At 34.9% G+C, this 26441-nt stretch carries 12 protein-coding genes; 3 read left to right on the forward strand and 9 right to left on the reverse strand.

What is annotated here, in order from left to right; genetic code table 11:
- Window positions 1-404 precede the first annotated feature (404 nt).
- From F6K54_RS15555 to F6K54_RS15565, 3 genes are all read right to left on the reverse strand, one after another.
- A complete protein-coding gene (locus F6K54_RS15555) occupies window positions 405-7958 on the reverse strand; it encodes a methyltransferase domain-containing protein (RefSeq protein WP_293078976.1) in 7554 nt (2517 codons plus the stop codon).
- A 2029-nt stretch (window positions 7959-9987) separates the two neighbouring features.
- On the reverse strand, window positions 9988-11682 hold the full coding sequence (locus F6K54_RS15560) for an FkbM family methyltransferase (protein ID WP_293078978.1): 1695 nt from the start codon (window positions 11680-11682) through the stop codon (window positions 9988-9990).
- A gap of 1211 nt (window positions 11683-12893) precedes the next feature.
- Complete coding sequence (locus F6K54_RS15565) at window positions 12894-13067, reverse strand: hypothetical protein (RefSeq protein WP_293078980.1); 174 nt, start codon at window positions 13065-13067, stop codon at window positions 12894-12896.
- Window positions 13068-13132: 65 nt separating this feature from the next.
- Between F6K54_RS15565 and ftsH3 the strand changes: the two genes are divergently transcribed.
- Window positions 13133-14974, forward strand: coding sequence for an ATP-dependent zinc metalloprotease FtsH3 (gene ftsH3, locus F6K54_RS15570; protein WP_293078982.1), 1842 nt, complete (start codon window positions 13133-13135; stop codon window positions 14972-14974).
- Between the two features lie 451 nt (window positions 14975-15425).
- On the opposite strand, the gene F6K54_RS15575 is transcribed toward ftsH3, so the two are convergent.
- The 3 genes from F6K54_RS15575 to F6K54_RS15585 form a co-directional block, all read right to left on the reverse strand.
- Entirely contained in the window at window positions 15426-16031 is a 606-nt protein-coding gene (locus tag F6K54_RS15575) for a transposase (protein WP_293078984.1), read from the reverse strand.
- A gap of 214 nt (window positions 16032-16245) precedes the next feature.
- Window positions 16246-16680 (reverse strand): helix-turn-helix domain-containing protein, encoded by a 435-nt coding sequence (locus F6K54_RS15580; RefSeq protein WP_293078986.1) that lies wholly within the window; start codon window positions 16678-16680, stop codon window positions 16246-16248.
- A 1713-nt stretch (window positions 16681-18393) separates the two neighbouring features.
- On the reverse strand, window positions 18394-20130 hold the full coding sequence (locus F6K54_RS15585; RefSeq protein ID WP_293078988.1) for a hypothetical protein: 1737 nt from the start codon (window positions 20128-20130) through the stop codon (window positions 18394-18396).
- An 804-nt stretch (window positions 20131-20934) separates the two neighbouring features.
- Between F6K54_RS15585 and dndE the strand changes: the two genes are divergently transcribed.
- On the forward strand, window positions 20935-21327 hold the full coding sequence (gene dndE, locus F6K54_RS15590) for a DNA sulfur modification protein DndE (RefSeq protein ID WP_293078996.1): 393 nt from the start codon (window positions 20935-20937) through the stop codon (window positions 21325-21327).
- A 241-nt stretch (window positions 21328-21568) separates the two neighbouring features.
- Entirely contained in the window at window positions 21569-21997 is a 429-nt protein-coding gene (locus tag F6K54_RS15595) for a late competence development ComFB family protein (protein WP_293078990.1), read from the forward strand.
- A 153-nt stretch (window positions 21998-22150) separates the two neighbouring features.
- Here F6K54_RS15595 and thiD read toward each other — a convergent pair whose 3' ends face one another.
- The 3 genes from thiD to F6K54_RS15610 form a co-directional block, all read right to left on the reverse strand.
- The gene (thiD, locus tag F6K54_RS15600; RefSeq protein ID WP_293078991.1) at window positions 22151-22951 is read right to left on the reverse strand and encodes a bifunctional hydroxymethylpyrimidine kinase/phosphomethylpyrimidine kinase; all 801 of its coding nucleotides are present in this window, start codon (window positions 22949-22951) and stop codon (window positions 22151-22153) included.
- Window positions 22952-23305: 354 nt separating this feature from the next.
- Entirely contained in the window at window positions 23306-24583 is a 1278-nt protein-coding gene (gene ftsZ, locus F6K54_RS15605) for a cell division protein FtsZ (protein WP_293078993.1), read from the reverse strand.
- Between the two features lie 753 nt (window positions 24584-25336).
- Window positions 25337-26143, reverse strand: coding sequence for a cell division protein FtsQ/DivIB (locus F6K54_RS15610; protein ID WP_293078995.1), 807 nt, complete (start codon window positions 26141-26143; stop codon window positions 25337-25339).
- Window positions 26144-26441 lie beyond the last annotated feature (298 nt).

A 26441-nucleotide genomic window follows, 5' to 3' on the forward strand; every position in this document is an offset into this window, starting at 1 on the left:
TTTTAGGTGGTAATGGTTCAAAAATCTAGGATTTCCAGCAAGATAGGGGAAGAAAACTAAGGGAAGGTTTTTCTGGCTACTTCTTCTATAATTCCCATTCCTCCTGACTTCACCGATTCACCGATTCTGGATTCTACCCCCTACCACTCATACTTTTTCAGCAAACCCTAATTAGAGTGCTAACTAAGTTAAGCATTAATGGATGGTAATTAGTATTAGTAAAATTTGGTTTCTTTGAATTGGGGTAGTCTCAAATTTTGTTCTGGCATTGCATATTTACAGCAGTCGAAGGAAGGGTTAGGACAGATCTAAAGCTTAAAACTCAGACAACACAATATTTTTGCTTCTTCCTTCTTCCTTCTTCTTTCTTCCTTCTTCTTTCTTCCTTATTCTTTCTTCCTTATTCAACTATTCCCTACAAATTTTTGATAATCTTCTAGTAACCAATGAGGCAATTTAGTTATATCTTCGATTCGTAATTGTTCAGAACGACAATATAACATTGCTGCTAATAAATAATTAATAGCTTTTGGTGCTTCTATTCCTTTGGCAAGTTGAGCAGCTAACTGTTGTAAAAATTCCTTTTCACTTTCTATTAAAGATTCATTTTGAATCTTGCTATTGAGTAATCCTTGATAACCTTTACCCATTTCACCTAAGTAAAAATTTTCTAGTTTTTGCGGTTCTAAATTTATCCAAAAATCAGCCATTTGTTTTCTGATTTTACGCAACTCTTGAACTACAGATTCATCAGATGGATCGATATAGTAAAGATTCATACTACCCAATAATTGATTGATAAATTTTTGCTGTGAAGTGTCTAAATTATTGGTTTTATTTGCTGTTAAAATTACATTTTTTTCTGGTATAACTTCAGCAGTTGTTACTGAATAATTTTCTGCTAGATGAGGCGATTTAGATTTAAAAACTTTTTCCAACTTCTCTGCAACTTCTCGACTTTCAAATATCTGTTTATAATCTTCTATCAACCACTGAGGTAAACGATTTTTAGCATCTCGGACTAACATTTTACTTGGAGGAAAATATAACATCGCTCCTAAAAATGTATTGATAGCTTTTGGATTAGTTAAACCCATACTTGTCTCGGCTAATTCTTGAAGAAATTTTTGTTCATCTTCGGTTTGAGGTTCGTTTTGAATTCCACTTTTTAATAAAGCTTGATATGCTTGTCTAATTTTGCCTTGATAAGTAGTTTCTAATTCTTGAGGAGCTACAGCTAACCAAAAATCAGCTATTTGTTTACGAATTTGTCGTAATTCTTCTATTAAAGATTGGTCATTGGGGTCAATTTCGTAGAGATTTACACAACCAATCAAACGGTTGATAAATTCAGAAGTTAAAGAATTGTCATCTTTTTCTTTTGGGTTTAATACCCTGTCGTCTACACGGTTTTGAAAATTGGTTAGGGTTTGAGTTCCTATCCACTTTTTCCTTCTTCCTTCTTCCTTCTTCCTTCTTTCTTCTTCAACTGTAGATTTTATAGTTTTTGGCCCGTGAATATTTTGCCATTCTTGGAATAATTTTTGGAATAATTCACCTATCTCTGTAGAGTAAGTACGACTGTCTAAAAATGAAGGATTTTGCTGCATTTTAGATTGAATTTCTTGGCGTTTTTGTTGACGTAACTGAAGATTAGTTGCTAGTTTCACTGCTAAATTAATATAACTCTCTTCTCCATCAGTAATCAGATCGTCCATCTTAATCTCTCTCAGCAATGCCGATGCTTGTCGAAACCTTAAAGCATTTCCTTCAACAACTACTGGTGGGAGTCCAACCATAAGTGGATCGACTAGAGAGGTTGCACCACCGTAAGGGAAAGAGTCTAAATAAATATCTGCTAATTTCAAACATTCTTTAATATCCGCTTTGCTTGGTAATGCCTTAATTACAACCAAACGCTTACTGTCGATACCATGACGTTTTAAAACAGATCGCATCTGTTTGATAAAAGGTGCGACTCGATAAGAATTAGTCCAGTTAGGATTAAAAGGATACAAGACTAAAATAGAATTGGGCACTTTTGCTAGGATTTTGGCCCAAGTCTCCCGCATCTCCGGTATAATTTTGTAGAAATTAGCCCCAGAAATAAATATGGTGGTTTCGTCGGTTGCTCCCCAACTAGAGCGAATTGGTTTTACTCCTGGGGGGGGTTCGGCGATCGCGTATCGGAAACAGAGTCCAGAACTTTCTAGGTTGGCCAGTTTTTCTGTGTAATGTTCTTGGGTTGTATCTGTTGGTGCAGTAATTTTGCCGGAGATATAGTAGTCTATGGAGCGCATCCCGGTGGTAGTGGGAGAATTGATGGATGTAATTTGTATTCTGGCCAGTTTGTGTATTGCCAGCAAGGTAGAATTTTTGATAGTAGCAGTAATATTAGATCCAATAAATAGAATATCAAGGTCGTCGTTGCGAATAATTTGTGCTTGACTTTTCAATTCTTCTGGTAGTTGTAGAAATTTATCGGCGTGAGTTTGACAATATTTTTCTAAGGGATGTTTGTTAGATTTTATTGCATAAAGAAATACCTCGAATTTACTCCTGTCTAAATACTCGAATACTGGTAGTAAGGAATATGTTTCTGTTTGGGGAGAATAATGATCTTTGAGAATTCCTAAGCGAATTTTTTTGCGGTTAAATGGGCGGTTGTTCATCTTATAATTTAACTCTAACCCACGTTTTTTTAGAGCAAATTCGATAATTTCTGCACGCTTGATGTAGAGATTTTTTAAATTGGGCGTAGTAGTAAAATATAGAGGAATCCAATTAGCATTTTCCACAAAAAACCAGGCGATCGCTTGCCATAATTCTGAGTCTGGATTAGTGGATATATTGTTATGTACATAATTCAACCATCCTGCTAGAAAATGATGATAATTATCTGTTTCTCCTATTTCTTGGAATAGTTGAGGGGAGGCAAACATAAATTTTAAATAGTCTGTAGCAAACCAGCTAGGAATGGGAGCTTTTTCGTATTTAATTCCTAGTCGATCTGCTCTTTGATAAAGCATTCCTGCCAATAAATACTGAATGGCTAAAGGTTGGTTAAATCCTTTGGCAATATTAGCTTTTATTTGGTCTACAAATATTTGTTCTATTTCAGTTAAGGTTTCGTCTTTTATACCACTTGCTAATAATGCTTTGTGTGCTTGGCCAAATTCTCCCAAGTAAACATTTTTGAGTTCTTCCGAAGTTTGAATATTCAGCCAGCATTCTGCAATTTTCTTTCTGATTTCTTGCAATCTAACTAATGCTGATTCATCCAACTGGTTTTGCTGATAAAGCTGAATATTCTGATTTATTTCTGTCAGAGATGGTAATAAATTAGTTTCAACAGTAGGAACAACTTTTTGTTGTTCTATAGACTGAGGTTTTGGAGAATTTACTGGCTGATTTGTGGCCTTAATCAAATCTGTTTCCCCACTGACTAAAACAGAGATAAGTAAATTAACTACAGAAGGAGATTGACTACATTTAAGACCTTCACGAATTTGAGCGATCGCTCCATTAGTATTTCCTCCTTTCAACATTGAAGCAGCCATTTTTATTGCTTCAATTGCATAATGTTCCCTAGCTTGATTAGATAATTTTTCTGCCATATTTTTTGGTAAATAAGTTTGAGTAATTTCTATAGCTTTCCGAGCATTTTCTATATTACCGCCAGACTGCATTAAACGGGAAGTTTCCGAGGAGGAATGTAAACGGAAACAAGCCAAAATTTCCGGTTCAAACCAAATAGGATAAAAAGCAGTTATTCGTTTCCAAATTTCCCAATCAGCGGCCGAATCTGCCTGGGAACAAAAACCTCCTAAATTTTCATAAACCTTACGTTTTACTATCATTCCCACAACTTGAATTCGTTGTTCAATAGTAATTTTTTCTAAGAATTTTTCTATAATACCTGGAGTTTTTCTTTCCAACACAGACAAATACTTTTTCTGGTCATTTTCATCTATATAATAGTGGCGACAAAATGCTGCTCCTACTGTTGGATTTTTTTCAATTCCTTGACGTAATTTTTCATAAAAACCTGGTAAGACAAAATCATCATCATGGAGTAGATGAACCCAGTATCCTTTTGCTCTTTGTAGACAGACATTAAAAATTGGAGCTTGACCAATATCTTGTGGAAAATGTCGATAAAAATTAACTCTTTCTCCCCCTACCTTTCGGACAATTGCTTCTATTTCGGCTTGAATTTTATGGTCTGGACAATCATTTACTACTTCTATCTGCATCTCTTCTAGAGCAGGAGCTTGTTGCAATACACTTTTGAGAGTTTGCTCTAAATATTTGACCTTTTTATAAGTAGGAATCATCACAGACCAAAATGGTCGATGGTTATTGTCTGACAATGGATTAATTTCTGGATATTCAATACCCATTTGATTCTTTTTTAGACTAGCTATTTGAGGAAATTTTTCTACACCTACTTCTACTTGTTGTTCGCGTCTTACCGTTGCCCAAATCCAAGGTTTAGCAGATTTTAGGGAAACTAAATTAAAACCAGGTTCCAGGAGTAAATCTTTTAGTTGTTCTTCAGTATAAGCATTACCAGAAAAATAATATTGTTTATCTGTCGCCCCTTCTTCATCAAAATTACCCAAACTTCCAGCACTATGATCGTGTACTTGAATTCTAAAATATCCCCCTGGTTTTAACACCCGAAATATTTCACTAAAATAACTTTTGACAATAGAAATAGAACGGATATGCTGAAAAACTATTGTGGAATAAACAAAGTCGTAACTTTCAGAACTTAGTGCTTGTAAATCACAGCCATTATTAACAGATACCTCTCCATTTTGTTTCCCATCAGCTAAATATTGCTTGGCAAATTGAATCATTTTTTCCGAAATATCTACACCATCTACCCGTGCAAAATTTTCTCGTAAATACTTAATAAGACGACCAACACCACAACCAACTTCTAATACTTTCCACTCTGGTTTAACAGGAATATCTTCCAGAATTTGTGGCACCCAATTTGCTATTGACTTTTCCCAAACTTGCTTTTTTTCTTCCGAGGAAAGTGTCTCTATTCCACTGTAAGCTAACACTCGTCCAAACATAGCTTCATCTATGGAATTAACATTCCAAAATTGGCGCTGCAATTCCAGTTGCTTCTCGTTTATTGGTGCAACTTTACCTAGATTTTCCCTACTTTCCATAGCAGATAATTCCTCTAACTTAATATTATTAAAAGTCTGAATAAATACATCACCCATAGTCTTAGCCATTTCAGCCCAAGAAAACTTTTGAACTTGTGCTAAACCAGCAGTAATTAACTTTTCCCGAATTTCAAATTTTTGCACCTCAACCAAAGCATTTACTAATCCATTAACATCATTATCATTAATATATAAAACTGCTCTTCCTGCCACTTCTGGAATTGAAGCATTTTTACAAGTAATAACCGGACAACCACAAGCCATTGCTTCTAAAATAGGCAGTCCAAAACCTTCATATTTTGATGGATAAACTAAAGCCACCGCTCCTGAGTAAACTAATTTTAATTCTTCATCGTTCAGTTTTAATAGATGAACTTTACTACCGGAAACATATTGACTCAACTCAGGCTCTAATTTTTGATTTCCACCTATACAAACAATGTCAAATTGGGCAGAATTTTTTAATTTAGAAAAAGCTTGAAAGAATAAAATAGTATTTTTATAACCTAGCCAACCTATTCTTTCACCTACTATCAGAAAGTATGACTTATTAATATGATATTTCAAGCAAAAATTAGTAATTGCTTCAGGAGTCGCTCTAGAAAATTTAGGTTCAATTCCGCAGGGAGCTACCCTGATAGAATTTGCAGATATTTGAGGAAAATATTTTACTAAGTCGCGAGCTGTATTTTCAGAAATTGCAATATAAGAAATTGCCTGTTTAATACTACGATGTTTTTCTTGCCATGAAGGACTATTAAGACTTTTTCCTAAAATTTCAGGAATCATATCATAAGCCATAAATATAGATGGCGTTAAAATAGGTGTTGTGTAATAAGTAGAAATGAAAATATCGGCATTTTCCTCGTCACATATTTTCTGCAACATTTGACGGTCTGCATCTATTCTTCCGTAGTTATATCCAGGCACGAGTCGATATTTTATGCCGGGAATTTTAGGTGCAGTTTTTGCTCTGTCAAGCACTAAAATATTTTTACCAAAACTATCTTTTGACCAGACTTCTAACAGAGATTTCCAGACACGGGCAATACCTGTATTATTAAGTTGGAAGAATATACCATCTATGACAACCTTTAAATCCAATTTATCCTGACTGTTTTTAATTTTTTCTGTAATTTTTTCGTGGTCTAATTGAGTTAAAGGTTCTTTCCTTTTTTCTGGTTTATATCTACCCACCCTAAATATGCTGTAAAACTCGGAATTTGATAAACTTTTCTCTGTTAATAGGTGTAAAGATTCTCCGTCTGAATATAAGTTCAGTTGAAATTTTTGGGCAATTACAGATAATGCTTTTTTGGTAAATATAGAAATATGTTGACCTTCTTCCAAAGCATAATACCACCAATCATTAGGACGAGGATTATCCGGTGGAAGTAGCTTAGTACTAAATAAAATATTTCTAGTTTTTTGAAGAATATTCTCAATTTCTGCCAGAGGGTTTATGAAATGTTCAAATACTTCAAACGCCGTAATTATTTCATATTTATCCTCCCTATCTATATCTCCTTCCCATCCTTGATAAAAAATATTTTGACAATGTTTATCATATCCATAAAAATCTAATCCTAAGTCACGCATCATCCGGACAAATAAACCATATCCACAACCATAATCTAGGAACTTACCATCAGTATTAAAGAAGTTGAGAATTAAGTTTTCTGTAATCAAAGAAAAATTTTGATTTCTAGAAACCAAACCCACATCACTACTAGCAATTGCCTCTGTATAAGCTTCCCCTAACCAGTAAGGATTTTCCGTTTGTACAAAACCACAATTAGAACATTGAAAATAGTCAACATTATATTTATTTAAAACCTTAGCATTATCAAATTTGTAAGATATTGAACCACAAACTTTGCAATGAACATTTTGAATCTGTAAACTACCACTAAACATTGTTTTTTCTGTAAAATCGTCTGCGGGAATATTACGAATAATAGAGGGAGGATGATTCAGAGGAAAAATCATTTCCTCAACAGACATATTGGCAAATCTATTAATACTTGAAGTATGAGTAGCATCCTCACCAAAACCGATATTAGAAACTAAATTAACCTTGGGTAAAATAGTTAAACCATGATGATTCCAACAGGCAAACATCCAAGCATAAGCCCAAGAATTAAACCCTTGATAATTCTTCTGAAAAATCTCCGACCAATATTGAATTGCCCTACTATTTTGTAGAATATTTTCTAACCACTTACTACCTCTAAGTTTCGACCATAACTGCATCCGATTATCATAATTTTTCCATGCCCTCCGCCAAGTAGCCCAACCCCAACAATGGGGATAGCGAGAGAAATAATAACTATATTTAGTAGGATTATTACCAAACTGAAAATTATCTCCAGATATAGCCATTACTTGATTATTATCTCGATATCTTTCTAATAACTCCTGACAAAATCGAAAAAAGGTTAGATGAGGTACACAGTCATCCTCCAAAATAATTGCTGATTCTACCAAACTAAAAACCCAATTTAATCCACTATAAATACGCTCTCTACAACCTAAATTAAAGTCAGGATAATTAGTTAAAACTTCACACTTCCAATCAACCTGATCGATTATCTTTCTTGCTGCCATACACTTCTCAACTTCTCCAGATTTATCAAGGCGAGGAGCATCAGCTATTACAAATAATTGAGGAGGCTTTACTTGACGAATTACCTCAAATACTTTTGCCGTTGTATCTGGTCGATTAAATATAATTAAAACTACAGATGTTGTTAATTTAAATTGAGTCATTTTTAGTTTAATAGGAAATGAGGGAAGAAGGAATAAAGGAAGAGATAAGAAGGAAAAAGAAAGAGAGAAGAAGGAATACAGTAGATAAATCTACAGATAAATAAAGTTCAACTCAAGATTTGTTTAAGAAGGAAAAAGTAATTTCAGTTATCAGTTCTCAGTACCTCTGTAATCAGGAGGCTTGAAATACGAAATTCTCTTTTTTTTTTCCTTAAAATAGGAGGCTTTAGACCAAGATTTTTCGGTAATAAAGTTAATAGCTGATACCTGAGTGCTGAATGCTGAGAAACTTTTAATTCAGGGAAATATCTCAATTATTTTTTCCTCCTTTCAAAGTCATAAAAGCTGAATGCTGAATTCTAAATGCTTATCAGCTTTATTAGCTGATAACTGATACCTGAGTGCTAAATGCTGAGAAACTTTTAATTCTGGAAAATATTTCAATTATTTTTTCCTCCTTTCAAAGTCATAAAAACTGATAGCTTAATGCTGAGTGTTAAATGCTTATAAGCTAATAAAGTTGATAGTTGATACCTGAGTGCTGAGTGCTGAGAAACTTTTAATTCAGGGAAATATCTCAATTATTTTTTCCTCCTTTCAAAGTCATAAAAACTGATAATTGACTGCTGAGTGTTAAATGCTTATAAGCTAATAAAGCTGATAGTTGATACTTGAGTGCTGAATGCTGAGAAACTTTTAATTCAGGGAAATATCTCAATTATTTTTTCCTCCCTCCAAAGTCATAAAAGCTGAATGCTGAATTCTAAATGCTTATAAGCTAATAAAGCTGATAACTGATACCTGAGTGCTAAATGCTGAAAAACTTTTAATTCTGGAAAATATTTCAATTATTTTTTCCTCCTTGTCAAAGTCATAAAAGCTGATAATTGACTGCTGAGTGCTAAATGCTTATCAGGTAATAAAGTTGATAGTTGATACCTGAGTGCTGAGTGCTGAGAAACTTTTAATTCAGGGAAATATCTCAATTATTTTTTCCTCCTTTCAAAGTCATAAAAACTGATAATTGACTGCTGAGTGTTAAATGCTTATAAGCTAATAAAGTTGATAGCTGATACCTGAGTACTGAATGCTGAGAAACTTTTAATTCTGGAAAATATTTCAATTATTTTTTCCTCCCTCCAAAGTCATAAAAGCTGATAATTGACTGCTGAGTGTTAAATGCTTATAAGCTAATAAAGTTGATAGTTGATACTTGAGTACTGAATGCTGAGAAACTTTTAATTCAGGGAAATATCTCAATTATTTTTTCCTCCTTGTCAAAGTCATAAAAGCTGATAATTGACTGCTGAGTGCTAAATGCTTATCAGGTAATAAAGTTGATAGTTGATACTTGAGTGCTGAATGCTGAGAAACTTTTAATTCAGGGAAATATCTCAATTATTTTTTCCTCCTTGTCAAAGTCATAAAAGCTGAATGCTGAATTCTAAATGCTTATCAGCTTTATTAGCTGATAACTGATACCTGAGTGCTAAATGCTGAAAAACTTTTAATTCGGGAAAATATTTCAATTATTTTTTCCTCCTTTCAAAGTCATAAAAACTGATAGCTTAATGCTGAGTGCTAAATGCTTATCAGGTAATAAAGTTGATAGCTGATACCTGAGTACTGAATGCTGAGAAACTTTTAATTCTGGAAAATATCTCAATTATTTTTTCCTCCTTGTCAAAGTCATAAAAGCTGATAATTGACTGCTGAGTGCTAAATGCTTATCAGGTAATAAAGTTGATAGCTGATACCTGAGTACTGAATGCTGAGAAACTTTTAATTCAAGGAAATATTTCAATTACTTTCTCCTCCTCTAAAAGTAATAAAGCTGAATCCTGATCGCTGAATACTTAACCAATGGATAATTGATAATTATTTTGCTTGGGAATCTTTGTACAAAAAGTGAAAAATTTTATATTTTTATTATCTAAAAGAAATAGTTTATCTACAAGGTTTAAAAATTCAATTCATTATCAATTATCCATTATCCATTATCCATTATCCATTATCCATTATCCATTAATTAAGTCGCTTTATATAAAATATCTTGATGAGACCGTTCCGGTAAAGTCTCATTCACAGAATTAGATAATACTGCAACAGGTTCATATAATCGTCTTAAAAAAGAATCAATTGCTTTTCTATCTCCATAACGTACTTCTATCAACATAAACTTTGGTCGGTATTTATCAAAATCAATACCTTGCAACACATCTAATTCAAAACCTTCAACATCCAACGAAAACAAATCTATATTTTCAACTTCATACTTGTCAAGAATTGCAGTTAATGTCCTTACTCGTACATTAATTTCATAACTATGATTAATATTTTGAACTTGACAACCCGCTTTTAAATGAACCTTTTTTTCCTCCTCTGACTTGATAGCTCCATCAACAAAAGACATAAGATTACAATAGTACATTTTTATATAATCCTGACCATAATTAAAAGGAACCAAAGCATAATTTTCAACCGCTGACTTAGACCGATTAATTCTACATTTTTCTGCTAACTCTGGTATTGCCTCTATCAAAATACCTTGCCAGTTTTTGTACTTCTCAAAATATAAAGTATTACTTTGACTTATCCCATCATTCGCCCCAGCTTCAATAAAAAATCCATTTTCCCAAGTTAAGTAAGAAGCAAGTTTAAGATCGAGCTGATTCAAAGCATAAGACTTTCTCATTAAATCAGGTTTTATTTCTAATGCCTTTTGCTGATAAATATTAGCCTCAAATAATCTACCCTGTTTCTGTAAAATATCACCAATACTCCAATATATAGATGGCGATTTTGGTTCAAGTGTAATAACTTTTTGATAATAAGCGATCGCCTGCTCTAGTTGACCTTTTTGAGAATAAATTTTGCCTAGTTTTGCATAAGCTACTGCCAAATTTGGTTGTAATTGTATTGCTTTCTGGTAAGAACGAATAGACTTTTCAATTTGACCTTGAGAATAACAGACATCTCCTAATTGCTGGTAAATTTCAGCAGCATAAGGTTGATTTTTAATAGCTTCATAACAAGCCAAAATCCGATTATCTCGACTGCCTTGATTTTTATTTTGTCTTTTATCCATTGCTTCAGCTTGCCCCAAAGAAATACCCAAACAAGATTGTTTTTGACTGGGTAATTTTAACTCCGATAAAAAATCATCACTTTCAAAAAAAATAGAAGTACAGCTTTTATATCTTTGACTAGGAACTAAACCATAAAAATCAATACGTTTAAATCCTTGATGATGAAGCAAAATTACTCCCCTATCATTTCCCTCTCTATCCGAATTATCAAATACTATCCAGCCATTTTTAGATAATTTTTTACCACATATTTCAGCACATTTAACCCGTTCAATTCCATCAATAATAATCACATCAAAATTACCATTCTCATAATTCTGAATTTCCTCAACATAGCTTTGCCTATCTTCTCTCAAAACTAGCTTCACATTTTGAGGAATATCGGTTGAAACTTTAGCAAAATAATCAGGATTATGTTCTACAGAAACCACCTGCTTAACTCGGTCAGCATACCAAAAAGTTGACTGTCCGCTCCCATATTCAAATACTCGAAAATCACCCTTTAACTTATCTTCAATAAATTCAATGGCTGGATAAGAATACCAAGGAAGAGGATGATAATTATAATCTATAGACTTTCCTTCTTTTAATGAATTGAGCCATCCTGAAGTTTCTAGATAGTTCAAATTAGTCATATTATTTGAATATTGATATTTAGTATGATAAGAATCGACATTTCCTCCAAAAGAGGGAGTAGTAGTTGCATACAACGTCCGTACAGAGTAGGAGGAAATAATTGGTAAGCATTCAGCTATTAGCAGTCAGCTCTCAGCAATAAAAATGAATGAACCAAGTATTTGCTTAACTTCTACTAGATTTTTAAACTAAAGAATTGAAGCACAAGAACAACAAGCTTAAATTGTCCACTAAAGGTAATAAAGCTGATAGCTGATAGCTGACTGCTGAATGCTTACAATAATTGATAAATAACAGTGCGATAATTGATGTTATTTTTGATTATTGGAGAACTCTACATCGAGGGAAACTGATAGAAAAAACTTCTACAGCAAATTACCAATTCAATAATACAAAACAAGAATAGTATAAATCTATAAAACTCTCAGCTATATAGCAATCCTAAATAGGTTGCGGGTAATCAAAAAGTAGATAAAAAGACTGAAACTTCCGCCTGTTCCCTGTTCCCTGTTCCCTGTTCCCTAAAAGCGGTAAGATTTTTATACACAAATAAAATAGGATTGCTATAGCAATATGATTTTAATTGTAAGATATTGGATACTTTTGTTTTAGGTATGGAAGGAATAGGGAATAGGGAAGAAGAAAAAAAACGAATATATAAAGATAAGATAACTGCTATATTCTATACTTCAAAGGAACACCTCAATTCTCACATCTGATTCCTGATTGCTATAGCTATTCAAAGACATAAAGGTTAAAAACAGTTTACTTAGGGTTTGCGTATAGAAAGTATGAGTGGTAGGGGTAGGAGCCAGAATTCAGAATCGGTGAATCCAGGAGAAATGAGATTCCGAGAAGAGGCAGCCAGAAGAATCTTCCCTTGATTTTCTACCCCTCGAAATGCCCAAAATCCTAGACTTTTGAACTGGAATTACCTAAAAGCTGGTACTCCCTTAGTACCTGTAAAAGCTGAAACCTTTGCCAGTAAACATTTTGAAATTTAATCAGCAAGCCCTACTTAAGATAACCTACTGGACTGACACACCTTAAATGGTGCATTAGATTCAATTCAAAAGTCATGCATTCATGCATTCAAAAGTAAGAATTTTCAAGTTAAAAGCTAATGCACAGTTTTAGCTGTGGAGCGTCTACTACAGATAGCCCAAAATTATGGTTGTCCTGCATAGTCATGGTGAAAGATATATATTTTTTATTTCTTCCCACACTCCCCACTCTCTACCATTACTATGCACCACCACCAATTTTTTATTATTGGAGATGTCTCATATAAAAAGTGGTCAATAAATTCTACAGTTTTACTTGATAGCCGAACAACATCATGTACTTTAACCACTGTGGTATGATATGAGAAATCAGTTAACATAAGTTAATATACCTGGATTAAAAAATAGTCCCAATAGTATAAAAAGATTAGGAGGAGCAACCCTAGTGAATAATAAAAGGTGGAGAAATGCTGGCCTATATGCCTTATTGGCAATTGTAGTCATCGCCTTAGCAACAACATTCTTCGAGCAACAATCTCAAACTCTCGAACCCTGGAAATATAGTCAGTTCATTCAAGAGATAGAAAGTAATAACGTAGATAGAGTTATTATAAGTGCTGACCGGACAACAGCCAAAGTTAAAATAGCTGATGGCACTGCCGTCGAGGTTAATCTACCTAATGACCCTGACCTAATTAACATTCTCACTAAAAATAATGTAGATATTTCCGTCGTCCCTCAGAGTGAAGAAGGTCTCTTGGTCAAAGCATTAAGCAGTTTATTCTTCCCTATCCTATTATTGGTGGGACTGTTCTTCCTACTACGTCGTGCGCAAAGTGGACCTGGTAGCCAAGCCATGAACTTTGGTAAATCTAAAGCTAGAGTCCAAATGGAACCCCAAACCCAAGTTACATTCGGCGATGTAGCAGGTATCGAACAAGCCAAACTAGAACTAGCAGAAGTTGTAGACTTCCTAAAAAATGCTGATCGCTTCACAGCAGTAGGCGCTAAGATTCCCAAAGGTGTATTGTTAGTAGGTCCTCCGGGAACAGGTAAAACCCTATTAGCTAAAGCTGTAGCTGGGGAAGCAGGAGTACCATTCTTCTCCATCTCCGGTTCAGAATTTGTAGAAATGTTTGTGGGTGTAGGTGCTTCCCGAGTCCGCGACCTATTTGAACAAGCAAAATCTAACGCTCCCTGTATCGTATTTATAGATGAAATTGATGCGGTGGGACGTCAACGGGGTGCTGGTTTAGGTGGTGGTAATGATGAAAGGGAACAAACCCTCAACCAGCTACTTACTGAAATGGATGGTTTTGAAGGCAATACAGGTATAATTATTATTGCGGCCACTAACCGCCCGGATGTTCTAGATGCAGCTTTACTACGACCCGGTCGTTTTGACCGTCAAGTAGTAGTAGACCGCCCTGACTATGCAGGTCGTCTAGAAATTCTCAATGTTCATGCCCGTGGTAAGAGTCTTTCTAAAGATGTAGATTTAGAAAAAATTGCTCGTCGAACTCCTGGATTTACTGGAGCAGATTTGTCTAACCTATTAAATGAGGGAGCTATTCTGGCAGCTCGTCGCAATTTAACTGAAATCTCTATGGACGAAGTTAACGATGCCATCGACCGGGTATTAGCGGGCCCAGAAAAGAAAGACCGAGTAATGAGCGAGAAGCGCAAGGAGCTTGTAGCGTATCACGAAGCTGGTCATGCTTTAGTCGGAGCGTTGATGCCTGATTATGACCCAGTACAGAAAATTAGTATTATTCCTCGCGGTCGTGCTGGTGGTTTGACTTGGTTTACTCCTAGTGAAGACCGGATGGACTCTGGTTTGTACTCTCGTGCTTATCTACAAAATCAGATGGCTGTAGCTTTGGGTGGTCGTCTAGCTGAGGAGATTATTTTTGGTGATGAAGAGGTGACTACTGGTGCTTCTAACGATCTACAGCAGGTAGCCCGTGTGGCAAGGCAAATGGTGACTCGGTTTGGGATGAGCGATCGCCTTGGTCCAGTTGCTCTTGGTCGTCAGAACGGTAATATGTTCTTAGGTAGGGATATTATGGCGGAGCGTGATTTTTCTGAGGAAACTGCTGCTGCTATTGATGATGAGGTACGCAATTTGGTAGAGCAAGCTTATCGTCGGGCGAAGGAAGTATTAGTAACTAACCGTCATATTTTGGATAAGTTAGCCGAGATGTTGGTTGATAAGGAGACTGTAGACTCTGATGAGTTACAGGAGTTGTTGGCAACTAATGATGTGAAGATGGCTGCTTTGATATAGGGTTATGGCAGAAGGCAGAAGGCAGAAGGCAGAAGTAAAAATCTGGTGTTGTCTGAGTTTTAAGCTTTTGATATGCCTTCACCTTTCCTTCGACTTCTATATCTGGAATTTTTTCTCTTCTTTAAATTATTAATATATGGCTACTTTGGATGATTCTAGAGTAGCCTATATTTTTGTTTTATTAGCGTTGCTTTTGTCCCAGGTTCAATCAATACTATTACAGTTGCAACGACTACCGATATTGAGTGTCTGGAATTTACATCTTAAGTTTATGTACTATTTGTCAATAGCTAGAATTACTTAGGCATTTATACTTGTTCAAAATTTGTTTTTTTGAGGTTATCTAACTCTGCTAAAAATTACCAGATTTGAGATGCAATTAACGTAAATACAAGGTTATAGCTTTCTTGAAAAGGTCTTTTTGTGAAGTTCTCTCCCGTTAAATCGGAGATTATAACGGGAGCTTCTTAAGCAAAGAAGTTTCTTGTTTCACAGGCTGACTAACGCCTAAGCCTCCACAAGCAGACAAGATGATACCCACCTCGTTTAACGCTTTATTTAATATATTAATTGCAGCGTTTTCATCTCTATCCAAAACTGTTTTACATTTAGGACAAGAATGAGTTCTAACTGATAAAGTTTTAGGTACTTTGTGGCCACAATTACTACAATTTTGTGATGTATTGTGAGGGCTAACTTTGATTACATGAATACCGCGTTTTACCGCCACTGCATTCAATTTTTCAATAAAAGCACCCCAGGCTACATCATAAATTGATTTTGATAGTTTCGTGTTTCTAGCTAAACCTCTAATGTTTAGGTCTTCTACTGCTATTAAATCATTTTCTCTAACTAATTTATGAGCTGTTTTGTAATGGAAATCTTCTCTTTGTCTAGCTATATGTTGATGTAATCTAGCTATTCTATTTTGTGCTTTTTTCCAGTTGTTTGACCCAATTTCTTTTCTAGATACTTTTTTTTGCTTTCTTGCTAAATTAGATTGGGATTTTCTATAAAATTTAGGAACAGAAATAGTTTCACCAGTATTAGTAGTCAAAAACTCTTTTAAGCCTACATCAATGCCTACAGCAGTTTTGATATTTTCTGTAGAAATTCAACTAGGTACTGACTTATCTTCTAAGCTAAAACTTACATAATAACCATCAGCTTTTTTGGTTATAGTTGCAGTTTTCATCGTAAACCCATCTGGAATTGGTCTATGAACTATGACTGGAATAGCACCAAACCTCGTAGCAATTATTTGTTTTCCATCAAATTTTATTGCTGATGAGCGGATGATTAACTCTACTAAAACACAATGACCTTAACTTCCCTGATTTTTTAAATCTTGGTCGTCCTGAACGCTTACCAGTTTTATTGGGTATTAGCCAACTTTTCCAAGCTTTATCTAGTCTTTGTAAGTTAATTTGTTGAACTTCCGAATATATTTCCTTGTAATCAGGAAATAACTCTTTTGTCTGTTTAAGTGCTGATTGCTGAAAATAATAATCTGGTCTACTAGAAATTTCACCAATAGGACATGAAATTAATGAACAACGGTCAACTTGACATCTAGTTGTATTCAACCAGTCTAGTCTTTGACCTAGAGCATAATTGTAATGTCTTCGCAACAGTTCTAGCCAATAATCAATTTTGACTGACTGTTGACAAGTGGGATGAATTTTGTAGCAATGAGTAATTATCATAATTTTATACTACTCTTTAGTGATATATTTGAACAGCAATTGACACCCTTTTAATTTACAGCTCGGCAATTCCCCTACCGTTAAATCGCAAATTATAACGGGAGACCCCTTGCTGAATCAAGTTGAAGCGATAGCTACAGCAGAAGGATTAATTCGTCAGAATCCAGGGTGTTTCAACCCCGGAAATAGCCAAGACAAATTTTGAATTAACCCTAGAAGAAAATCAAGATTTATTAGCCCAAATTAAACCAGTTAAACCTTCTGAAATTCTCTCGACTATAGTTATGTAGGCAGTATTAATACTGCCTAGTTTCAGAAGTCTACCGATTGCCCTGAGTAATATAGGGTGTTGGTACTCTAAATCAACCGTTTATCTACTTGAAAATCCTATATTTATAGAATAAACACAGCGCGATCGTTGGCGTAAATATCAAGGCCAAAAACGGGGCATACATAGATAACGCTAGAAGCGCTGCTCCTAGCTGAACCGTTTCTAGGATAATAGAAGCAATCTTTTCTTTTGACATAAAGTTATCTCCTTATTAAGTTTTTTGTCTAATTTTTGGGAAACTTCCCGGATCACATAAATTTCCTCCTTTGCGCTTTTTGGCTGATTTTTGTGAAAATTTCCTGATATAAAACTTGACAAATACTAAAAAAGTAGATAAATTAGTAGTAATGTTTTTATAGGATAAAACTTGGCAGGTGAAAGTTGTACCTAATTAGTTATTAGGTAGTAATAGCCTTGATATTTTCACTAATAATCGTGAAAATACTCGACAAGCTTTACGCAGACTACATTTCTACTAAAACACCTTTAGTAGTATTTGCCATGGTCTAACAGAGAAAATAGGAGCTTAAGCTCTCTCATATACAAGTAACTAGGTATTCGTCCTGTCGCCAAACTGCGAGTACCTGGATACTCTTGCTATTTCTAGATAAACAAATAGCATTATTAGTAATGTAACATATTTAGAGCAAGAGTCAACGTTTTATCGAAGATTTTTTAGGGTGTATCATCAATTAGACGTTATAAGCTTTGTCAGTCAATATTTTTAGAGTCTGGAGTCTTTCAACGCTAAAAGCCCAAAACTCTTGCCATACAACCTTATCAAATTTAATTAACGACATTCTATAGTTAATGGGTACAAACTTGATGTACTCGTTTACTTCTATTTATAAACCTCCTATTTAACTTCAGATGTATTAACCTTAAGTATAGCTTCATAACAAGGTGACTCTTCTTAAGCTATTAGGGGAAACCGTATATTAATAAACAAGTAAATATTGTATCTACATTTGAACCAACTGCATTTCTAGATGTAGTTGCCACAGGGTTAGTGGTGAGGAAAAACACAATCGGCAAAAATAAGTACGATAAGATAAGCTACCATCCTACTCTAATACATATAGCGTAAACAAAGTTTTGATCTAAAATCACTGTCCAGAGCATTGCTAAGGAATTACTCCTAGATAAATATTTACGAAAACCTTGATTATCATTCTCACGAAAACCGTCAATTTTTTACACAGTAAATATCCGTAAACTCCTATCTTACAATGCTTTTGAGAGGCTTGTCACACCCCCAGGCTTTTTTCATATAATTCTTTTTATACCAAGGTTTGACCATTTTTTTCTAATGCACTATTTAAGGTGTGTTAGCCTACTACTAAACTAATTCTTCTCAAACTCCACATCCTTCCCGCACTCCCCTACTCCCTACTCCCTAATATACAATTAGCATCCAAAACAAATAAACTATCATTCTGAAAAACAGTACAAGTAGGTATAGTTGTTGCCAAAGCTGGAATATATTCTAACTGCAAAAAAGTCACCGCTTCCTGTGCAGATTCATATTGCATTAACCAACTATTATCCTCAATATATTCTGGCGTAAAACTACCACGATGTAACATCCAAAAATCAATTCCATACTTTTGAATAAAACTCTTCACCTCTGCTAAATCTGAACTATATTGAGCAACAATTAAATCCATAGTTCGTTGCCTAAATTGACTATAATAACCAACTTGATAAGGAATAGCATATTCCCTACCCAACAAAATAGAACGTTGAGCAAATGTAGGTAATAAATTTGCCTCTTCCTCTAAAGAAGCAATCAGAATATCTTCAGGTTGTGCTTGAAAAAATCTATATAAATCTGTAGCTCTACCCACTTTATATTTCACCAAAGGAAAACCTTTAACAAAAGCAGGATATAACACCAGAGATGCCATAATCAAACTTGTTAAAACTAAAGAAATAATACCCTGAAATTTAACAGGATACTTTTCTCTATTTTCTGCCCAATTAAACAAAGCATCAATAATTAAAGTCAGAGCGATCGCCGTTGCCAAAGCAATAATTATGCGGAAACTTAATCCTGTATATCTGCTAGGAAGATGTAACCGAAAAAGTAAGGCATGAGCAATGAAAAACATTGCCAAAGATGAAAGTAATAGATGTACTAATAACCAAATTCTATTCGTAATATTTCTAATCAAAGGAAAACCAGATTTAAAAGCCAATAAAAACGGCAATAATAATCCTGCACATTGAGTAGCTGGAGTAAATAAAGACTTAGGAAACATTCCACTACGTTTGCCAGTTAACCAAAAATCTTTTGGATGAACATGAAAAAAAGTACTCCTCCCATTTGGATAAAATTCCCTTAATTCCATTGCCATTTCACGACTAATAGCAGGTCCGAATTCTGAAGAACTTAAAGCGTAGGGTAATAAAACAAAAAATGCCGTGCTTAAACCAACTCCACAAAATAGAAAATTCCGTTTTTCTGATGATAGTTGAAACCTCCCATTTTTCCAGTAAATTAATTGGAAAATTAGAATGCCAGAAGCAATAAATACATACTGAGGATAAAATAATCCCACCAGAGCGATCGCTATCCCCATTCTGAGCAACGAACCTCGGAGTAAATAATATAAAAAAGCCAGAAAAAATGGATAAACAAATGCTCTAGGCGTAGCAGAGGCAACATCATCTTTCATCCAAATAGCTTGATTCATTACCAAAGCAGCAATAAATCCTGCCATTGGTACTGGTAATATTTCTAAACAAATTTGAAAAATATAGTAAGTACAAATTAAACCCAAAATAAAAGGAATAATTTTGGCAAAAATAAACGGGTTAATCCTGATAGTTGCTGCACTTTTATAAAGTAAAGTATATCCCGCTGGAGCTACTGACTGAAAATAATCAGCAATTAAATCATTAGGAAATAAATCTGGATTAAAAAAACGTTGCATCCAAAAAATATGTTGTCTAGCATCATCTTGCACGCTCAGACTACTAGCAAAAGCTTTTTTCAGAGCCATAAAAGCATAAATTGTAGCAAAAGTCATGCTGAGACTAAACCAAAATATAACCCTTTGACTAGATTTTTTATCTATAGGAGCAGTTAAAAAATCATGTATATTTGTAATTAACATATAATAAATTTTTGATTGAATAGGCAGATTTTAACAGATATTTAAAATAATTGTTTATGCTATGAAAATAATCATACTGTTAAGATACAAAATTATAGTCTTTAGTCTTTAGATAAACATTATTACTCAATTATTATCTCAAAATATGTAAGCATTCAGCCGTCAGCCATCAGCTATCAGCTATTGCTTTTAGTTTAGGATAAAAGCTCTATTAATTGTCTTACTACAAAAGTTGGCTCCCTTGCCCTTAAAGCCTATATTAATTGAAACACTGTCCTATATTGAGAGAGTCTTGTTGCGCTCTAGCTGACTGCTAATAGCTGTTTGCGCAGCAGTCCACAGGAAATGCTTACCAAAAGATAGCAATCAGGAATCAGTTGTGAGAATTGAGGTGTTCCTTAAAAATATAGAATATAGCAATTATTATATTTATATGATACGTTTTTTTCTTCTTCCCTGTTCCCTGTTCACTAAAAGTTTCCAATATCTCACAAATGAAATCATATTGCTATATCTACATTTTCCAAATAAACATAAAAGCCAAATTTTATATCTATCCAATTTAATATAAAAATTGTGATAGAAATTACAAAAATTTTAGCAGTTTAAAAATAAAAATATAGCAGTATAAACAAACGTTTTAACAGTTCAAAAACTTAAAACTCAGACAACGCAATATTTTTCCTTTTTCTTTCTTCCTTTTTCTTTCTTCCTTTTTCTTTCTTACTTCTTCCTTCTTACTTCTTCCTTGTGATATAATCAAACTTAATAATATTGACTCAAACGGCAGCTTTAAAACCTTTAATGGAACTACCAATTGAAAGAATACGAATTTCTCAAACAGCCAAAGAACAGTTAACTAAACTGAAGCGTAATACCAAAATAGACCAATGGAATATTCTTTGTCGTTGGGCATTTTGTTGCTCTTTAAGAGAATCAAGCATTCCCTCTCCAGTGCCAATCCCTACGGATAGTAACTTAGAATTAACATGGAGAACTTTTGGTGGAAAATTTTCTGACATCTTTTTATTGGCTCTCAAACAACGTTGCTATAATGATGGAATAAGTATAGATAGGGAAACTTTGGCCACCCAATTTCGCCTACACTTGCATCGAGGTATTGGATATTTAGCTGGTAACCCAAATATCAAAAGGATAGAAGACTTAATTGCAATTGTGATTCCTTCTCTCGACTAAGTTTTAACTCCAAATATTAAAAATTTAGGTAGTTTTTGTTATAGATAGAGAGCAACTATCAGTTTATCAAAAACTATAATTGATGTAACGATTTGTTACATCAAATTGTAATTTAATATAATGAAAATTGAGTAAATCAAGTAGTAAAGGTTAAGTTAATAATATAAAACCATTCTTATCCTAAGTTTGAGGTAAAACAGCTAGGTAGATTAAATAAATATTTGAACAAAGGAGATATGTAATGATTCAGGGTAACTCAAAAAAGAAATATCTAAATGTTATGGAACAAATGGTAGCACAGGAAGTAAATCGCCAAATTACCTTGTTGCCTCAAAAGTTAGCGAAATATATTAAGCGAGCTGATGTAGAAACTTATGCACTGAATCGTCTTCCACCATTGTATGCTTCTAGTCAAGAAGGCTGGAAATTTCAAACGAAAAAAGCAGAAGAAGATTATAGAAAAGAGATTGCAGTAGTAGTACGTCATGCTTTTGCAGCAGTACAAAGAGACCTTTTAAAAAGTTCAACTCCTCTATTTAGAGAGGAGGCCAAAAAAGTATCTTCCTCTGTGGCACAAACAGAAGGATCTACGGCAGAAAATAAACAAAGCAATAACAGTTATAATTGGAAGCATGGTCAGTACTATCGCTTAGGTAGTTCTAGAAAATAAGTATATTTTGAAATGGTTAATAGTAATATCATCTCAAAAAAAGAGCCTGACAAAAAAATTTTCTCCTCCTAATACCTGAAAACTCCATCTTCTTGCCTCCTGTACTGGCTCCCCATCTAACTCCTGACTCCTAACTCCTATGCTATAATTATGCTATAATAAAGGAAAAAAATGTCCTACTGGACCTTGACCTTGACCAATTTCTAAAGCATAGTCCAAAGCATTTGTAACATAATCCTTCGCCAATTTAACTGCAGAAAATAAATCTTTCCCTTGAGCTAAATTAGCAGCGATCGCTGCCGAGAGAGTACAACCAGTGCCATGAGTATTATTAGTCTCCACCGTAGCAGTCCTTAAAATCTCAAACTGCTCTCCATCAAACCAAACATCCACTCCTCGCAACTCATTCTTCATAGCTCCACCCTTGACTAAAACTGTTTTTGCCCCTGAACTATAGATTTCCTGAGCAGCCATCTGCATATCATCTAGATTATTAATCTCTAAACCCGTAAAAATCTCTGCCTCATAAATATTAGGAGTAACAACAGTCGCCTTAGGCAACAAAACACTCTTTAGAGCTGCAACAGCCAAATCATCAATTAACTGAACGCCTGCACGGGAGACCATCACTGGATCTATTACTAATGGTTTTAAATTTAAAGCTTCTACCTCTTCAGCTACAGCCAAAATAATTTCTTGGCTCAATAGCATTCCTGTCTTAGTTGCTTGTACCCCTATATCTGTAACAACCACTTGAATTTGTGCTTTTACCGCTTCTGGTGACAAAGCATCAACCCGATCCACTCCCAAAGTATTTTGAGCAGTGATACAAGTCAAAGCGCTAGTACCATGAACACAATGAAAAGCAAAAGTACGTAAGTCTGCCTGAATACCAGCTCCACCACCACTGTCAGATCCAGCAATAGTCAAAGCAACAGGAATACTTGATGCCATAAAATTAGTCATGAGTAATATCGTGTCCGCTTGAATACTTACACTTTAGTGGAAGGAAGGCAGAAGGCAGAAGGCAGAAGGCAGAAGGTTTTTTTCTCACTGATTATCCGGACATGATATAAGATAAAATTTTAGTAGCCAGCAGTCAATAGTTATTTTTATAGAGATTTTCAAATAGATAAACTACAATTTATAGAAACATTCTCCTGCTGCCTACTACCTAATACCAATTAAAAAAAAGAATGCTACAAAAAGGAGAGGTAATTGTTAATTATTAATTATTAATTATTAATTATTGAACTACCTCTATTTCTGGTTACTTTTGCTACAACTGCATCACTATTTATTTGATAGCTACCTATTAGTAGGTGGAGTCCGTCGCCTTTGCAGAAAATCAGGAATATCCAATCCTGGTAACTTTTTCTCCTGCTCAATGCTTGGAGTTGGAGTTGGAGTTGGAGTTGGTATAGACCGTCTTGGCTGTGCTATTTCCTGAGTAGGATTAATTTGTGCTTCTCCACTAAAGCCAGTTGCTATGACAGTAATCTTGATTTCTCCCTGTAGTTTCTCATCAATTACAGCCCCAAAAATAATATTGGCATTGGGATCGACAACTTCATATATAGTCTCAGCAGCCGTATTAACTTCATGTAATGTTAAATCAGTTCCACCAGTAATATTAAATACAACTCCTCTAGCTCCTTCCACTGAAGATTCCAGTAAAGGAGAAGAAATTGCCATATTTGCTGCTTCTCTTGCCCTAGACTTCCCTGAACCCATACCAATTCCCATCAACGCCGAACCTGCATCTGCCATAACTGCTCGTACATCGGCAAAGTCAACATTCACCAACCCAGGCACAGTAATAATATCTGAAATTCCCTGTATACCTTGACGTAATATGTCATCTGCAAATTTAAAAGCTTCCTGTACGGGAGTTTGTTCATTAATTACAGATAGCAAACGATTATTGGGGATTACAATTAAAGTATCAACTCTACTTTGTAAAGCAGCAACTCCTTCATCAGCTTGAGTAATTCGACGTCTTCCCTCGAACATGAAGGGACGCGTCACAATACCCACTGTTAGAGAACCTGCTTCCTTAGCAATTTCAGCTATAACCGGTGCAGCACCAGTACCAGTGCCACCTCCCATTCCTGCAGTAATAAATACTAGGTCAGGATGGTCTAAAGCATTAGCTATTTCATCCCTAGATTCTTCAGCCGCTTTTTGACCAATAGCAGGATTACCTCCTGCCCCCAAGCCTCTTGTGAGTTTTTGTCCAAGTTGTAAACGTTTCGGAGCTTTGGACAGGGTAAGAGCTTGGGCGTCTGTATTAACTGTCCAGAACTCTATGCCAGAAACCTCACTAGCAATCATTCGGTTAACAGCGTTACCGCCACCCCCTCCAACACCTATTACTTTAATTTTTGCTGTATTACTTGGCACAATATCATCACTCCTAGATTCTTCATTGGGGGTGGCTTTGGGGTCATAATTTTGTTCTCCATAAAGTCCCGAACTATTGCGAAAGGGATTAGAGACATTAGTGGAAGCAGGCATCCTGCCTGCCCCTTGTCCGTGGGATTGGGGACTTTCATTGTTGACCCCTTGTTGATTATTCACTATCATTAATTTGGGGATGGTAGATATATAGTATTTTTTACTTTGTAATTTAATTTATAGTCATATTCTAAAGTATGGCGACGTTCTCCTACATCAAATCAAAGATTATGATGTAGGCTTCCCAACCTCACGGATAGGGCTTTCTGTTTCACAGGGAGTGCAACCACTTAACCATCCACAGACACTAGACGATGAGACCCACCGCCTTTTTGTACTAAACAATTCTGTACTCCGATACGTTCCCTCAAGAATTTTACCTTTTCACGGGTTGAGCGCGAACTTCACCAGTTGAACCCTATACTCGCTATTTGCTTTCATGGTTCTCTCAGGTGCGTACTACCGCTACTCCTGATATAATCATAATCACACAAAAAAAGCACACAATGCAAGCTCTAAGTGGACGCTACGCAGTTTATTTGTTGGTCAGCAATTCCCGTCCCGTTATACAAATTTTAACGGGACGGGAATTGCCGACATCAAGGTTGGATTATAACCCAACCAGCTCAGAATATTTATGAGTTTTTTTCTATTGGGAACTTAGCTGATGATTGAGCGTCCTTAATCAATTTTTCTGTTTTTTTTGGAGGTAAGCATTTCCTGCGGAATGCTTACTTGTGAAGTTCTCTCCCGTTAAATCGGAGATTATAACGGGAGCTTCTCAGGTTTAAGGCCATATTTTAATATACTTGGAAATGATTTTTTAATATACTTTAGAAATTATTGTCGATTTAATTCTACTGAATTTTAATTCCTCTAGATTTATTTAGGTAATTGGATTAAAGGAGATTCTGGGTTTTTCAAATCTATATAGGCAATTCGGCGAGCATCAATTTGATTTGGTAATTCTCGCATTTGGTCTAGAACATTTAATTGTTCGCTAAATCGAGAAGTATACTGTCCTAGATGAACTATTCCCAGTTCAGTTGTTAGAATTAAGTTTCCTGGGTCTTGCCAATTAATCTCGAACACTTTAACAGGACTACGACTTAAACTTTGGTATAGCAAAGGCCAATATTTACGATATTGTTCAGTAAAACCAATTACTTTTAAAGTAGGTAAAGATTGAGTCCTTTCTAGAGCAGAAAAACTTTCTAGAGGTATCCAGTTCCCTTCGGCATCTAACCACCCCATTTTTTGTGAGTTACCGGCACCTACTTTACTCTTCAGTTGAGTAATTGCTACAGGACGTCTTTCTGTAATCTCAATCTTTAAATTCAGTGGAAATAACTGCCGACTAATTTTTGCTTGAGCAATTGGGCCGTGGGACTCTAAATTTTTAGCTAGTACCTGTGGTTGAATTTCCCAAAGAGACTGAGGATACTCTAAAGGAATTAGAGATAATATTGCTCGGTCTGAAAGTAATTGATTACCTTCTACGCTTAATTGCTCCTGTTTTGTTATTAGCCAAATTGGCTGGGTAATTGCCCATATTAAAGTTCCTGCTAAACCACCAACTGCTAATATTTGCCATATTATAACTACTAATTTTAATCGTCTTTGACGCAGCAATGTTTGTCGCCGACTTGATAAGTCATCTCTAGAAACTGATGCAATGCTATTAGCCATTTACTTACCCACTAACTTAGTTAATATTTTTAATGCTATCCTACATATAGCAATATGATATTAGTTGTGAGATATTGGAGACTTTTGTTTTAGGTATGGAGGCAATAGGCAATAGGCAATAGGCAATACATAAGAATAAGATAACTGCTATATTCTATACTTCAAAGGAACACCCCAATTCTCACATCTGATTCGGTGATTGCTATAATTATTATTTTCATGTAATCCTATATAAATTTGCTGAAAAACTAGCAAATAATGGTTGATATCATGTCCGGTAGCATCGTTTGTGTATAAA

The sequence above is a fragment of the Okeania sp. SIO3B5 genome, assembly GCF_010692555.1.
Classification (GTDB): Bacteria; Cyanobacteriota; Cyanobacteriia; order Cyanobacteriales; family Microcoleaceae; genus Okeania.